Source organism: Pandoraea pnomenusa (genome assembly GCF_000767615.3).
Classification (GTDB): domain Bacteria; phylum Pseudomonadota; class Gammaproteobacteria; order Burkholderiales; family Burkholderiaceae; genus Pandoraea; species Pandoraea pnomenusa.
On the sequence record NZ_CP009553.3, the window covers coordinates 3,943,831 to 3,958,171 of the forward strand.

Here is a 14,341-nt window from a genome sequence, read left to right on the forward strand (position 1 = left end):
GTTCGTGAGTACGGGAAAAGTCCGGGCGGCGCGCGCGGCGCCCCGCGATCAGGTCGCGAGACTGCGCCGGCGCAGACGCTCGGCCACCCAGATGAGTGCGGCAATGAAAAGGAACAGACACGTGGAGACGGCCGCGATGACCGGCGAGATCTGCATCGTGATCTCGTCCCAGAACTGCTTGGGTAGCGTGGTCGACAGCCCGCCGGACGTGAACAGCGCGATCGTGAGCTCGTCGAACGACGTGGCGAACGCGAACAGGAACGACGACAGCAGCCCCGCGCCGAGAATCGGGAACGTCACGCGACGCAGCGTGGCCCATGGGCGCGCGCCCAGGCTGTAGGCCGCCAGATCGAGACGCGTGTCGTAGTTGCGCAGCACGGCCATCATCGTGATGACGACGTAAGGCACCGCCACGACCGTATGCGCTAGCGTCAACCCCACGCTGGAGCCGACCAGGCCGACCTTGGCGAAGAAATAGAACACGCCCACGGCAAGAATCATGCGGGGCACCACGATCGGCGCGAGCACGAAGGCGAGCATGGCCGACTTGCCGCGCATGCCGCCACGCACCAGCAGGAAGGCGGCGGGCGTGCCGATCAGCATCGACAGCAGTCCGGCGCCGATGCCCACCAGCATCGAACGGGTCACCGCCTGCATCCACAGCGGGGAATCCCATATCTGCTGGTACCACTGGAGCGAGAAACCCTTCGGCGGCCAGGCGAGCCCGGAGGCCGAGTCGAACGACATCGGAATCATCAGCAGCGCGGGAGCGGCGAGAAACACCACCAGCAGGAACACGACGACGCGCAACACGAATCCATCGCCCTGCTCCCGCTGGCTGCGGGGCAGCGCGCGCAGCAGCAGATCGGTCGTGTGACCCAGCGCCGTGAGCACCGTTTCGCCGAGCACGCGGGTCCAGCCGCCGCGTCGCTTGCCAGCCTTCACGTCGCCCGCGCCGCCGGCCATCGTCGAGAGGCCCACCATGCGGTCGTAGATGAAGAACACCGCGAGCACCACGGCGAGCAGCAGCACCGAGATCGCCCCGGCGAAGCCCCAGTTCAACGCCTGCATCACCTGGTCGATGATGAGCTGGGTGATCATCGTTTCATGACGACCGCCAAGCAGCGTCGGCGTGATGAAGAAGCCGATGGAGGTCACGAACACCATCAACGCGCCGGCGGCCACGCCCGGCAGCGACAACGGGAAGTAAACCCGCCAGAACACCGTCCCCGGGCGTGCGCCCAGCGTCGACGCCGCACTCGGCAGACGACGGTCGATGTTCTCCATGACCGAGAGCATCGTGAGCACGGCCAGCGGCATCAGCGCGTGCACCATGCCGAGCACCACGGCCGGAAAGCTGTAGAGCAGCGAGAGCGGCGCGTCGATCACGCCCAGGTCGAGCAACGTGCGGTTGATCACGCCATTGCGCCCGAGCAGCACCACCCATGCGAAGGTGCGCACGAGGAAGCTGGTCCAGAACGACAGCAGCAGCCAGAACAGCAGGCGCTGCTTGCGCGCACCGTTGAGCGTGGAAAGACGGTAGGCGATCGGGTAGCCCGTGAGCACCGAGAAGAAGGTCGTGTAGAGCGAGACCTTCAGCGTGATGAGCAATACTTCCACGTACACCGACGAGGCGAACAGGCGCTGGTACTCGACCAGGGTGAAGCCGCCTTCGCCACGAATGCTGAGCAGCAACAGCTGACCGACCGGGTAAATCAGCATGACCGCCAGCAGAATGACGATCGGCGCGGCCATGAGCAGCGGGCGCATGCGTGCTCGCCACGGCGAGCGGCGCGGCGCGGGGTGGACGGGCTGGGAGGACGAGGGACGAACCACGGCGGAGGCACTCATGGCTTACCCCGCGATCGCCACGGCGTCGTCGGCACGCCACGCGAGACCGAGCGTCTGGCCGATCTCGAAGCGGTTGCCCTGACGATGCGTGGGAAACGCCGCCACCAGCGACTTGCCGGCGTCGCCGTCGGTGAGCGCCGATTGCAGGTAGAGCTTGGTCATGCCGCCAGTGACCATGATGTCGGTGAGCCTGGCCGAGATCGTGGCCATGCCGTCGGCCGCAGGCTGCCCGTCGTGGATGTGCAGGTTCTGCGGACGCAGCATCAGCTTGACCGGACGGCCGCGCTCGACCTGCGGGTCGTAGACCATGGCGCCGGCGCCGAGCGAGCCCTGCACGCCGGGCATGGCCACGCGCACCTGATCGCCCGCGCGCTCGAGCACGGTGGCGTCGAGCAGGTTGGACTCGCCGAGGAAGTCGGCCACGAACACGCTCTTCGGACGGAAGTACAGATCGTCCGGCGTGCCGAGTTGGGCAATTTCGCCCGCGTTCATCAGGCAAATGCGGTCCGACATCGTCATCGCCTCTTCCTGATCGTGCGTGACATACACGATGGTGGTGCCGAGCTCGCGGTGAATGCGCTTGATCTCGAGCTGCATGTGATCGCGCAGCTTCTTGTCGAGCGCACCGAGCGGCTCGTCCATCAGGATGATGGACGGCCGGTACACCATGCATCGCGCGAGCGCGATACGTTGTTGCTGCCCACCCGAGAGCTCGCGCGGATAGCGCTCCGCCACGTGCGGCAGATGCACCATTTCCAGCGCGTCCATGACCCTCTTGCGCGCGGCCTGTGCGTCGGTGCGACGCATCTGCAACGGGAAGGCGATGTTCTCCGCCACGGTCATGTGCGGAAACAGCGCGTAGTTCTGGAACACCATGCCGATGTCGCGTTCGTACGGCGCGCCATACGTGACATCGGTCCCGTTGATGCGGATGGCCCCGGCGTCGGGCTGCGACAGACCCGCGATGAGCGAGAGCAAGGTGGTCTTGCCCGAGCCGCTGGGCCCGAGCAAGGTCAGGAATTCGCCCTGGGCGACATCGAGGTCGGTCGGTGCGAGCGCGACGAAATCGCCGTAGCGCTTGGACAGGCCCGACACCTGGAGATTGGCAATGGTCATGAGATCAGCACCCCATAAAACATGAAACGAAACGGCAGGTGAGGATCAGGTCAGGATCCAGCGGTTGAAGCGTTCGAGCGCGGCACTCTGGTTCTGCTGCCAGAACTGCGCGTTGATGTGCACGCCGCTCTTCATGTTCTCGGGGAACGTGGGGCAGTTTTTCGCGATTTCCGGCTTCACGTAGTTGAACGCTTCCGGTTGCGTGAGGCCGGCCGGGAAGAATTTCACCAGTTCGGCCTGACGTTTCGGGTCGCTCGCGAATTTGATGAACTCGCGGCAGGCGGGCGCGTTCGGCGTGCCCTTGAGGATCGACCAGTTGTCGCAGCCCCAGATGTTCTGGTTCCACACGATCTCGACCGGCGCGCCGTTGGCCTGCGCCGATTGCGCACGCGAGGCCCACGTGGCCACCATGTCCACTTCGCCGGAGCCGAGCATCTGCTCGACCTGCGCGCCCGTGGTCCACCACACCGCCACCTGCTTGGCGACCTTGTCCAGGCTCTTGAACGCCCGGTCGAAGTCGCACGGGTACACCGAGCCCGGGGCCACGCCGTCGGCGAGCAGCGCCTCCTCGATCGTGTCGAACGGATACTTGCGCAGCGAGCGGCGGCCCGGGAAGTCCTTCACGTTCCACAGATCCGCCCACGACGACGGCGCCTTGCGGCCCTTGAACGCGTCGGTGCGATACGCAAGCACGGTCGAATAGATGTTGGTGCCCACACCGAAGGGCGACATGTACTGCTTGGGAATCTTGGCGATGGTCGGATCCGCCTCGAGGCCGTGGCGCTCCAGATATTCCTTGCCGCCCCCGGTCAGCAACAGGATCGCGGGCTGGCTGATCTTGGCCATGTCCCACGTGTAGCTGCCGGCCTCGACCATGCTCTTGATCTGCGCGGTGGGCTCGGCGTTGGCCTGCACACCCACGACCTCGATGCCGGTCGCCTTGGCGAACGGCTTGTAGAACACGGCGTCGTACGCCTTGGTGTAAATCCCACCGTCATCGCGCACCACGATGCGCTTGGAGGCGGCGCGCGAAGGCGTCCACACGAACGGGAACGCCACGGCCGTGGCGCCGAGCAGCGCGGTCTTCATGGCCGTGCGGCGGCCCGGTTGTGCGAGCGTCGCTGCGTTGTCGACGGTGGTATCGAGCGGGCTTGCGGAGGTCTTGCGTTTCATCATGGTCTCCGGTCTTGGCTGGGAGGGTGGGCGCGGCAGCGGAGCGCAGAGGCACAGCCGCCGCGCGCGCAGTTATGGCAAAACAAACAGCAAAACGTTGACGTGGTCCCGAGGCCCTCGCGGGCCCGGGGGTTCAGGGAACGAGGCGCCCCGGGTTGAGCAACTGGTTCGGATCGAGCGCCGCCTTCACGCGACGCATGAGCGCGAGTTCGGCGGGCGCCTTGTAGCGCGCCATGAGCGGCAGGCCCGTCTGGCCCACACCGTGCTCCGCGCTGAACGTGCCCGACAGGCGCGCCGCCACGTCGTTCACGCAGGCGCGCATCGCGTCGCCCATCGCGGCACTGTCGGCCAGCGCATCCCATTCGGCGAACGAGAACATCGGAATGAAGTGCACGTTGCCGTCGCCCATGTGGCCGACCACGGCAATGTCGAGCCCCGGCACAATGGCGTGCACGGCGCGCGTTGCCGCGTCGATGAACGCCGGGACACTCGATACCGGCACGGCGCAATCGGTCGTCAGGCCGACCGCGGCCTTCTTGTTGGCTTCGCTCACGCTGTGGCGCACTTCCCACAGGTCGGCGCGCTGCGTCTCGCTCGCGGCAATGACCGCGTCTTCCACCAGTCCCCGCTCGATGGCCTCGCCCAGCGTTTCGGTCAGCACGGCCTCGAGCCCTTCGGCGTCGCGCGTGTCGCCCAGTTCCACGAGCACATGCCAGTCGTGCGCCCCGCCGAGCGGATTGCGGCGGTTCGGCACGTTGGCCAGCACCAGGTCGAGCTGATGCCGATTCATGATCTCGAACGCCGACAGGCGCGAGCCACAGGCGTTCTGGAACATGCCCAGAATCTGTCCGGCGGCGGCAGGATCGCGCGGCGCGAACCAGGCGAGCGCGTGATGCGTGGGCAACGGGTGCAGTTTGAGGGCAGCCGCCGTGATGATGCCCAGCGTGCCTTCCGCACCGATGAACAGTTGCTTGAGATCGATGCCGGTATTGTCCTTGCGCAACGCACGCAGGCCATTCCAGACCGTGCCGTCGGCCAACACGACTTCAAGGCCGAGCACGTTCTCGCGGGTGTTGCCGTAACGCAGCACGCTCGTGCCGCCCGCGTTCGTCGAGAGCGTGCCGCCGATCTGACACGAGCCCTCGGCGCCGAGACTGACCGGGTACAGACGTCCCGCCTCGGCAGCAGTGTCCTGCACCGTTTTCAGGATGCACCCGGCTTCGACGACCATCGAGCCGTTGGCGGCATCGACGTCGCGAATCCGGCGCATGCGTGCGAGATTGAGAATGACCGGCGCCGCACCGACCGCTGGCGGCACCGCGCCGCCGCACAGACTCGTATTGCCGCCCTGCGGCAGGATCGGCACCCCCGCCGCCGCGCACAGCTTCACGACTTCGCTCACCTGCGCGGTCGACGACGGCAGCACCACGCACAATGCCTCGCCGCGATAACGCCCACGCCAGTCTTCGGTGTATCCGGCCGTGTCGGAAGCGTCGCCGAGCACGGCGGTGGCGCCGAGCGCGTCCTGCAAACGTGAGACCAACGTGCCGCGCGTTACTGCATTGTTCATTGCTGCCTACTCCGGAGGAACACGATTGCCCTGAAGCGCCTTGCCCGACGGGGGTCGCCACGGTATGCACAAGCCTCGCCCGCGACGTACCGCACTCAACCGAGCGCCCGTCTGGCGATTCAACGTGATCAAGGATAGGCGAGAAAAAATTGCAATAAAATAGCTTTAATTGCAATGCAATCGTTTTAGGTGTTTATGCGGATGCGCCCGATACGACCGTCAACGCCGTCGCGAGTTAAGTGATAATGGCTCCACCCTTTACACGAGGTGCCGTCGACATGCCCGAAGCTACACACTTCATCGGCAATCAATGGGTCGCGCCTGCAAGACGGGCCGCCGGTTCTGCCACGTCCGCCAGTGCAGTCAATGCCGTCATCCCCGTCATCGATCCTTCCGACGGCCAGCCCTTCACCGACATCGCCCGGGGCGACGCCGAAGACATCGACCGCGCCGTGCAAGCCGCGCGTGCCGCGTTCGAGGGCGATTGGGGGCGAACGTCCGCCGCCGAGCGGGGGCGCGTGCTCCATGGCTTCGCCAGCCTGCTTGCCAGGCATCAGGAAGACCTTGCACAGCGCGAAGCGCGCGACACCGGCAAGCCGCTGAAGCAGGCGCGTGCCGATGCGGCGGCGATCGTTCGCTACTTCGAGTTCTACGCCGGCGCCGCCGACAAACTGCACGGCGAGACAATTCCGTACCAGCAGGGCTTCACCGTCTTCACCCTGCGCGAGCCGCATGGTGTGACGGGCCACATCATTCCGTGGAACTACCCGCTGCAGATCTTCGGGCGCAGCGTGGCCGCCGCGCTCGCGACCGGCAACGCGTGCGTGGTCAAGCCGGCCGAGGACGCCTGCCTGTCGCTGCTGCGCGTGGCGGAGCTCTCGCTCGAGGCCGGCCTGCCGCCGGGGGCGCTCAACATCGTCACGGGGTACGGCGCGGAAGCGGGTGCCGCCCTTGCCCGGCATCCCGGCATCGACCACATCTCGTTTACCGGCTCGCCCGCGACCGGCACGCTCATTTCGCAGATGGCGGCCGAGCACCACACGCCGGTCACGCTGGAGCTCGGCGGCAAGTCGCCGCAGATCGTCTTCGCCGACGCCGACATGGACGCCGTACTGCCGGTGGTCGTGAACGCCATCGTGCAGAACGCGGGCCAGACCTGCTCGGCCGGCAGCCGCCTGCTGGTCGAGCGCGATGCCTACGAAACCGTGCTCGCGCATCTGGCCGAGGCGTTCGCCCATCTGCGCGTCGGGCCATCGCGGGACGATCTCGATCTGGGGCCGCTCATCAACGCACGACAACAGCAGCGCGTGTGGGACTTCCTGTCCGAAGCGCAGCACGATGGCATTGCCATCATGTCGCAGGGAGAAGTGATCGCGAGTGCGCCGCAGGCCGGGTTCTATCAGGCGCCGATGTTGTTGCGCGACGTGCCGCCCACGCATCGCCTGGCGCATGAGGAAGTGTTCGGTCCGGTGCTCGCGGCCATGCCGTTTACCGACGAAGCCGACGCCGTGCGACTCGCCAACGGCACCCCCTACGGGCTGGCGGCAGGTGTCTGGACGCGCGACGGCGGCCGCCAGTTGCGACTCGCCCGGGCGATCCGCGCGGGGCAGGTCTTCATCAACAACTACGGCGCGGGCGGCGGTGTGGAGCTGCCGTTCGGCGGCATGAAACACTCCGGGCACGGGCGCGAAAAGGGCTTTGAAGCGCTGTACGGCTTCACCACGCTCAAGACGGTCGCCATCCGGCACGGGTGATTCGCGGCTCGCGCCCCTCGAAACCCCTAAAAAGCGCGCGGCTCGACATCCGGCGCCCCGTGCCTCCCCTGTCTGGGCCGATCCGGCGGGGGTAATACAAGGCATGCGCGCCGGCGCCGCGTTCGTCACAGGCAACTCAGGAGACAAGGCATGCGTTTGCAAGACAAAGTCGCCATCGTCACCGGCGCGGGCTCCGGCTTCGGCGAAGGCATCGCCAGAACCTTCGCGCGCGAAGGCGCGGCCGTCATCGTCAACGACCTGAACCGCGAGGCCGGAGAACGTGTCGCGGCCGAGATCGCCGGCGCCGGGGGGCGCGCCGCCTTCGTGTACGGCGACGTGTCGCGCGAGGAGGATCACGTCACCCTGCTCGACGAGGCCGTCACCCGCTTCGGCCAGCTCAACGTCGTGGTCAACAACGCGGGCACCACGCATCGCAACAAACCGATGCTCGAAGTGACCGAGGCCGAATTCGACCGCGTCTATGCGGTCAACGTCAAAAGCATTTTCTGGAGCGCGCGCGCCGTCATGCCCTACTTCCAGCAGCGCGGGGGCGGGGTGATGATCAACATCGCGTCGACGGCTGGCGTGCGTCCGCGCCCCGGACTCGTCTGGTACAACGGCAGCAAGGGCGCCGTCATCACCGCCAGCAAGGCCATGGCGGCCGAGTTCGGCCCGCGCAATATCCGGGTGAACTGCGTCAATCCCGTCATCGGCGATACCGGCCTGACCGCCGAGTTCATGGGCGTGCCCAACACCCCCGAGAATCGCGCCAAATTCCTCGCCGGCATTCCGCTCGGGCGCTTCTCCACCCCGCAGGACATTGCCAACGCTTGCCTCTACCTCGCGAGCGATGACGCCGCCTTCATCACCGGCGTGTGCCTGGAAGTCGACGGCGGACGCTGCATCTGAGCCGCCGCCCGTTTTCGCATCCCCTAGCCTGACTGTCACCCCGCAGTCGTCGTACCCGCAGTCGTAGTACTCGTTACCGGATTCAAACCATAAAGAGAGACACACAACGTCAAACCGGAGGAGATTCGTATGAACAGCGTTCCGACGCCCCCGTCACCGATGACCGATGCGCCATCGGCGGATTTCGAGGCGGCCACCTACCGCAAGGTCGGCTGGCGGCTGATTCCGTTTCTGCTGCTTTGCTATGTGGTTGCTTACCTGGACCGTGTGAACGTGGGCTTCGCCAAGTTGCAAATGGTCGGCGACCTGCAGTTCTCCGAGACCGTGTTCGGTCTCGGCGCGGGCATCTTCTTCATCGGTTACTTCATCTTCGAGGTACCGAGCAACGTCATCCTGCACCGCGTGGGCGCGCGCGTGTGGATTGCACGCATCATGATTTCGTGGGGGATCATCTCGGGCGCGACGATGTTCGTCACCACCCCGTCGATGTTCTACGTCATGCGATTCCTGCTCGGCGTGGCCGAAGCGGGCTTCTTCCCCGGCATCATTCTGTACATCACGTACTGGTACCCCGCGTCGCGCCGCGGGCGCATGACCGCGTGGTTCATGACGGCCGTGGCGATCTCGGGACTGGTGGGCGGCCCGCTCTCGGGCTGGATTCTCAAGGACATGAGCGGCGTGAACGGGCTGGCCGGCTGGCAATGGATGTTCCTGCTAGAGGCCATTCCGTCGGTGGTGATCGGCATTGCCGTGCTGTTCGTGCTCGACGACCGCATCCGCGATGCGAAGTGGCTCAACGACGCCGAGAAGACCATGCTCGAGCGTAACATTGCCAGCGACGTGCTGACCAAGGAGGACCTGCCGCTCAGCCAGGTGTTCTCCAGCGCCCGCGTGTGGATGATGAGCCTGATCTATTTCTCGTTCGTGATCGGCCTGTACGGTGTGGGCTTCTGGCTGCCGACGATCATCAAGGGCACGGGCGTGACGGACCCGCTCAAGATCGGCCTGCTCACCGCGATTCCCTACTTCTTCGCGGTTATCGCCATGGTGGTGGTCGGGCGTCGCTCGGACCTTCGCGGCGAACGCCGCTGGCACATCGCGATTCCCGCGTTCCTCGGCGCCGTCGGCCTGTTCCTGTCGACCACCTGGAGCCACAACACACAGCTCGCCATGGTGGCGCTCACGCTCGCCACGATGGGCATCATGGTCGTGCTGCCCCTGTTCTGGAGCCTGCCCACCGCGTTTCTCGGCGGCACTGCCGCGGCAGCCGGCATCGCGATGATCAACTCGCTGGGGAACCTCGCGGGCTTCGTCGGCCCATATCTGATCGGCTTTCTCAAGGACGCCACGCAAAGTACCAACAGCGGCATGTTCCTGCTCACCGCCTTCATGATTCTCGGCGGACTGCTCACGCTCTCGGTCCCGGCGCGCCTCGTCAACAGGTGAGGCCGCACCGGATCGCCTGACGAAACCTCGTCTCGAGCGCCGAGACCGAGGCGCCACGGGGCGGCTGGCTGGGTTGCCGCCATCGGAGTAACATGCCTGAGGCCGTCCTCCCCGGGACGGCCTGTTTTTTTGCCCCCGAATCCGCATGCCCGCCAACGATTCCCAGACGACGCCGGCCGGCGTCTCGCTCACGCCCGCCGAGGTCAAGCAGATCCTCTCGGGACTGCTGCTCATCATGTTCCTCGGCTCGCTCGACCAGACCATCGTCGCGCCCGCGCTGCCCACCATTGCGCGGGATCTGGGGAGCTTCGACGCGGTATCGTGGGTGGTGACCGCCTATCTGCTCTCGTCGACCGCGATCACGCCCATCGTTGGCAAACTCTCGGATCTGTTCGGACGACGCGTCGTCATCGCCGTGAGCGTGGCGGTCTTTCTCGTGGGATCGGTGCTGTGCGCGCTGGCGCCGAGCATGCTCGCACTGATCGTCGCGCGCGGCGTGCAGGGGCTCGGTGGCGGCGGACTCATCGCGTTGTCGAACACGGTGATCGCGGATATCGTCTCGCCTCGCGAGCGGGGACGCTATCAGGGTTATATCTCGGGCATGTTCGCCGTCTCCGGCGTTGCCGGTCCGGTCACGGGCGGGGTGTTCGCGCAGTACCTGAACTGGACCCTTATCTTCTGGATCAATCTCCCGCTCGGATTGCTCGCCATCTACCTGAGCGATCGCGCACTGCGCCGCCTGCCGCGACGCGAAGGCCGTCCGAGCATCGACTATCTCGGCTCAGTGTTGCTGATCGTCGCCACCGTGTGCCTGTTGCTGGCGCTCACATGGGGCGGGCATCGCTACGCCTGGCTGTCGCTGGAGATCGGCGGCCTGGTCGCCGCGTCGGTGGTCGTGGCCGGCGTGTTCCTGCGCCATCAACGCGCCGTGCGCGAGCCGTTGCTGCCCGTGGCACTGCTCGCCAACCCGGTGTTCCGCATGACCTCGACCATGGCGGTGCTCGTGATGATGGTCAACATCAGCATCGGCATTTACGTGCCGCTCTACCTCCAACTGCAACGTGGCGAGTCGGCCAGCCGCTCCGGGCTGATGCTGATGCTGCCGCTGCTGGGCATCGTGGTCGGCGCGCTCAGTGCCGGGCAATACATGCGGGCCACGGGGCACTACAAGCGTCCGCCCCAGATCGGACTGCCGGTGGCGTTCCTGGGTCTGGCCGTCATCGCGCTGGGCGTGCAGTCGCTGCCGCTGGTGGTCATTGCGCTCTGTCTCGCGCTCGTGGGCATCGGCTTCGGTTCGGCCATGCCGGTCATGACGGTGGCGACCCAGAACGCCGTCGCCCCGCGCGATATCGGCATCGCCACGGCCGCGCATGCGTTCTTCCGCGCGCTGGGCGGCATGATCGGCGTCGCCATGTTCGGCGCCCTCATCGTCGGCTTGCTGGTTTCGGGGGACGGCGGCGCGCCACGCGAGCTGACCGACTTCCTGCGCCCCGGCGGCGCGCCGGCGGGCATGGAAAGTCACCTGCGCCTCGCATTCGGCGCGTTCTTCGCCGGCAGCGCGTTCATCGCGGCACTGGCCATCGTCGCGTTGAGCCGCCTGCCCGAATTGCCGCTGCGACAGAGCTCGGGCAACGAAGCCACTGCGATCGAGTAGCGCCACCGGCACAAATCGTTTCTCGCACCCGGCACACGGCACCCGCCTCCGGGATCTGGCGACGGGCACGAGCGCGACTTGGCGGCGGCGAACGGCCGCGCGGCGGTCATGGCGAGCCCGCCCGCGCGAATGTGATTTGTCCGCGGATCGGTCGGACGCAATGTGAAAGTCGCTCGACTCGGTTGCGTTGCACAGTAAGCGCTCCCTCAGCCCACAGGAAGAGACGCTCACGATGTTCTTGTCGCCCGCCTCCATGTCCCCTTCCAGCACGTCCGGCCCCGCTGCGGCCAGCCCCGCTTCGGCCCCGTCCGAAGCCGGCAGCCGCGCGTGCACCACGCCCTGGTCGCCGTTCGTGAAGGACTTCCATGCGCTCGCGCACGGCGCGTGCGCGAACGACGGGCCCATGACGGCACCCGAGAGCGCAGCGCCGGGACTGATGCTCCCGCCGAAGGCGGTGCGCGTCATCAAACGTCGCAACGCCATCGACCTGGGCGACGGCGCGCCCGGGTTCGCGCCGGCATTGAAGCGAGGACTGTCGTCACCCCACGCGCCCCACGCCCGCCATGTGCCACACGGGACACACATGACGCCCGGTACCGCCTCGCTCCACGGCAACCCGTCGCTCGAACTCACACTCGCCAAGCTGTCCGACACCGAGGCGGCCCCCGAGGCGCGCGCCGCCGTCTCCCACTTCCTGCGCACCGCGGACTACCCGGCCGCGCGCGACGTGCTCGAAGGCCTGATCCGCAGGCATGCCGAGCAACAGGCGACGCACGGCTGGCTGCAAGGCTTCGAATCCCTGTATGCGCTGGCGCTGGACTTCGAACCGCGCATGATTACCGCGGCCAGCCATGGCCTGCTCAGGCAAAGCGGCGACAGCGTCGCGCTGGCGACCGACCTGGCAATGGCGAGCGTGAGCGAGCGGTTTCTCGGACTGCTGGCCACACGGCTTGCCCACCTGCGGCAACTGCCACACACGGCAAGGTCGCGCGAGTGGCGACACATCCACGATGGCGTGGGGCGGTGTGGCGAACTCGTCGGCTCCGGCTCAGTGACCGCGCTCGCCCATGCGATCGAGAGTCTGCCCGAGCAGGACCGCGCCGATGCCTGCCTGAGGATCGCCAACGATATCTCGCATCTCGCCGGGCTCTGCGACAGTCGCGAACTGGTGAGCGCGCTCCTGCGCCACGCGCCCGCGAGCGCCCGCCACGAGGTGACGAGCGCTGTCATCGACGGAGCGCTCGAGTCGGACAACGCCGGCACCCTCACCTCGGCGCTTACGACGATCTACGAGAACCTGCAAATGCTGCATGCCGTCGATGCGTCGGCGCTCATGCAGCGCATGGCGGACATCGCGGCATTGCAGGACAGCTACGACGACCTGGACCTCGCCTATGCCGATTGCATCGCATTGCTGAGCGGATTGCGCCGGGCCAGTGAGGGCGACCCTCGCGTCTATGCGCGACCGCCGCTCGACGACCTCCTCGCCGCCACCTTCGCCATGTACTACCAGTTCACCTTCGGCCGCGGCACGTCGGGCGCACTGCCGGTGTTGCCCGCGTCGTCAGCGTCGTCCGCGTCATCAGCCGTCGGCTGATCCAACGGAAGACCGCCTCGCGCATAAAAAAACACCCGCATTGCGCGGGTGTTTCAATCGCGATGGCGCGTTTGCCGCCACACGTTCCGCTCAGGCTGTCGCGCACGCGCGATAGTGGCGGTTGGCTTGCTCCATTTGGCCCAGGCCTTCGAAGAGCTGTGCCAGCGCCAGATGCACACGTTGCTGCAAATGACGATCGTCGGTGTAACGCAGCGCCCCCTCCAGGAAAGTCTGCGCCTTGCCCCACAGACGCTGGTGCTGACACAGCTTGCCCAGCGCATAGAGCAGGTCGGGATCGTTCGGATGACGTTGCTGCCAGGCTTCCGCCTTCTGGATCAACGGCAACGCGTCGCCGCCCGCGCACTCGGCGTAGCGTCGCAGCAGTCGCGCATCCCAGTGCTCGGCGAGCGCGGCCTCGACGATGTCGCGCGCCTCGCGTGGGCGATCGAGCGCGACGAGCAATTCCGCCGCCACGTCCGCGATGCGCGACGACGTCCGTGCATCGGCCGGCAGCTCCTGCCAGCACTTGAGCAGCGCGTCCGCGTCGTGACGGTGATCGCGCAGAATGCCTTCGCTGGCCGTTTGCTTGAGCTTGGCGGCGAGCGCCGGATGCAGCGCCTCGCGCTTTTCCAGCATCTTGAGCAGGCCCAGCACTTCGGGCCAGTGCTTCAGATGCTGATGCGCACGCAGCGCAACCAGTTGCGCCTGCATGCGGCGAGCGCCCTGCGCACGCATTTCCGTGAGCGCATCGAGGGCTCCTTGCGCATCGCGAGCGTCCACGCGCAGTTCCGCCGTCTGCAACAGACGCGCTTCTTCCAGATTGGCGCCCTGCGCCTCGTCCAGCCAGGCATCGCGACGCGCGAACTCGCGCATGCGGTGCGCCGCGCGGGCGCCGATGATCGCGGCCACGCCGCGATTGTCGTCCTGCTCGGCAGCCTCGCGCGCGGCTTTCTCGGCACGTGTGTAGCGTCCGGCGAAGAGGTTTGCGACGGCGTCGCGCAACGCGATGTTGGCGCGGCGGCTGCGCTGGCGATTGCGGTACGCCGCCACCCGCTCCGGCATCTTGTAAATGTTGCGCAGCACGCGAATGATGACGTACAGCGCCACGAACAACGCCAGCATCGCCAGCACGAACAGGTTTAGCGATACGTCCACCCGGTACGGCGGCACCAGCATCACCACCTGGCCATGATTGAACGTGGCCAGCACGGCAAAACCGGCCGCCACCGCGAACAGGAGCGTCAACCAGATCAGTCCTCGCATGCCCGGCT

At 66.6% G+C, this 14,341-nt stretch carries 10 protein-coding genes; 5 read left to right on the forward strand and 5 right to left on the reverse strand.

All coding sequences use genetic code 11. The features are described from left to right. Window positions 1–48 precede the first annotated feature (48 nt). The 4 genes from LV28_RS41625 to LV28_RS41640 all read right to left on the reverse strand — a co-directional run bounded on the left by LV28_RS41625 (window position 49) and on the right by LV28_RS41640 (window position 5,710). Window positions 49–1,770 carry an ABC transporter permease subunit gene (locus LV28_RS41625; protein WP_048806557.1) on the reverse strand — a complete coding sequence of 574 codons (1,722 nt, stop codon included), beginning with the start codon at window positions 1,768–1,770 and terminating at the stop codon, window positions 49–51. A gap of 84 nt (window positions 1,771–1,854) precedes the next feature. Further along, entirely contained in the window at window positions 1,855–2,967 is a 1,113-nt protein-coding gene (locus tag LV28_RS41630) for an ABC transporter ATP-binding protein (RefSeq protein ID WP_023597092.1), read from the reverse strand. Between the two features lie 45 nt (window positions 2,968–3,012). Then, the gene (locus LV28_RS41635; protein WP_048806858.1) at window positions 3,013–4,056 is read right to left on the reverse strand and encodes an ABC transporter substrate-binding protein; all 1,044 of its coding nucleotides are present in this window, start codon (window positions 4,054–4,056) and stop codon (window positions 3,013–3,015) included. A gap of 217 nt (window positions 4,057–4,273) precedes the next feature. Next, window positions 4,274–5,710 (reverse strand): FAD-binding oxidoreductase, encoded by a 1,437-nt coding sequence (locus tag LV28_RS41640; protein WP_025249622.1) that lies wholly within the window; start codon window positions 5,708–5,710, stop codon window positions 4,274–4,276. Window positions 5,711–5,988: 278 nt separating this feature from the next. On the opposite strand from LV28_RS41640, the gene LV28_RS41645 reads away from it, so the two are divergent. From LV28_RS41645 to LV28_RS41665, 5 genes are all read left to right on the forward strand, one after another. Continuing rightward, the gene (locus tag LV28_RS41645) at window positions 5,989–7,464 is read left to right on the forward strand and encodes an aldehyde dehydrogenase family protein (RefSeq protein WP_038620330.1); all 1,476 of its coding nucleotides are present in this window, start codon (window positions 5,989–5,991) and stop codon (window positions 7,462–7,464) included. A 150-nt stretch (window positions 7,465–7,614) separates the two neighbouring features. After that, window positions 7,615–8,373, forward strand: a complete 759-nt coding sequence (locus LV28_RS41650) for an SDR family oxidoreductase (protein ID WP_038620327.1) — start codon at window positions 7,615–7,617, stop codon at window positions 8,371–8,373. Between the two features lie 129 nt (window positions 8,374–8,502). Then, on the forward strand, window positions 8,503–9,819 hold the full coding sequence (locus LV28_RS41655) for an MFS transporter (RefSeq protein WP_023597097.1): 1,317 nt from the start codon (window positions 8,503–8,505) through the stop codon (window positions 9,817–9,819). Between the two features lie 145 nt (window positions 9,820–9,964). Then, the gene (locus LV28_RS41660) at window positions 9,965–11,473 is read left to right on the forward strand and encodes an MDR family MFS transporter (protein WP_025249624.1); all 1,509 of its coding nucleotides are present in this window, start codon (window positions 9,965–9,967) and stop codon (window positions 11,471–11,473) included. A 253-nt stretch (window positions 11,474–11,726) separates the two neighbouring features. Beyond that, the gene (locus tag LV28_RS41665) at window positions 11,727–13,070 is read left to right on the forward strand and encodes a hypothetical protein (RefSeq protein WP_147291616.1); all 1,344 of its coding nucleotides are present in this window, start codon (window positions 11,727–11,729) and stop codon (window positions 13,068–13,070) included. A 90-nt stretch (window positions 13,071–13,160) separates the two neighbouring features. On the opposite strand, the gene LV28_RS41670 is transcribed toward LV28_RS41665, so the two are convergent. Beyond that, window positions 13,161–14,333, reverse strand: coding sequence for a heme biosynthesis protein HemY (locus LV28_RS41670; RefSeq protein ID WP_023597100.1), 1,173 nt, complete (start codon window positions 14,331–14,333; stop codon window positions 13,161–13,163). Window positions 14,334–14,341 lie beyond the last annotated feature (8 nt).

Bases quoted from the DNA above. Each gene is read 5' to 3' on its own strand.
- LV28_RS41630 (WP_023597092.1), bottom strand. From the start codon at position 2,967: ATGACCATTGCCAATCTCCAGGTGTCGGGCCTGTCCAAGCGCTACGGC.
- LV28_RS41665 (WP_147291616.1), top strand. From the start codon at position 11,727: ATGTCCCCTTCCAGCACGTCCGGCCCCGCTGCGGCCAGCCCCGCTTCG.
- LV28_RS41645 (WP_038620330.1), top strand. From the start codon at position 5,989: ATGCCCGAAGCTACACACTTCATCGGCAATCAATGGGTCGCGCCTGCA.
- LV28_RS41660 (WP_025249624.1), top strand. From the start codon at position 9,965: ATGCCCGCCAACGATTCCCAGACGACGCCGGCCGGCGTCTCGCTCACG.
- LV28_RS41635 (WP_048806858.1), bottom strand. From the start codon at position 4,056: ATGAAGACCGCGCTGCTCGGCGCCACGGCCGTGGCGTTCCCGTTCGTG.
- LV28_RS41655 (WP_023597097.1), top strand. From the start codon at position 8,503: ATGAACAGCGTTCCGACGCCCCCGTCACCGATGACCGATGCGCCATCG.
- LV28_RS41640 (WP_025249622.1), bottom strand. From the start codon at position 5,710: ATGAACAATGCAGTAACGCGCGGCACGTTGGTCTCACGTTTGCAGGAC.
- LV28_RS41625 (WP_048806557.1), bottom strand. From the start codon at position 1,770: ATGCGCCCGCTGCTCATGGCCGCGCCGATCGTCATTCTGCTGGCGGTC.
- LV28_RS41650 (WP_038620327.1), top strand. From the start codon at position 7,615: ATGCGTTTGCAAGACAAAGTCGCCATCGTCACCGGCGCGGGCTCCGGC.
- LV28_RS41670 (WP_023597100.1), bottom strand. From the start codon at position 14,333: ATGCGAGGACTGATCTGGTTGACGCTCCTGTTCGCGGTGGCGGCCGGT.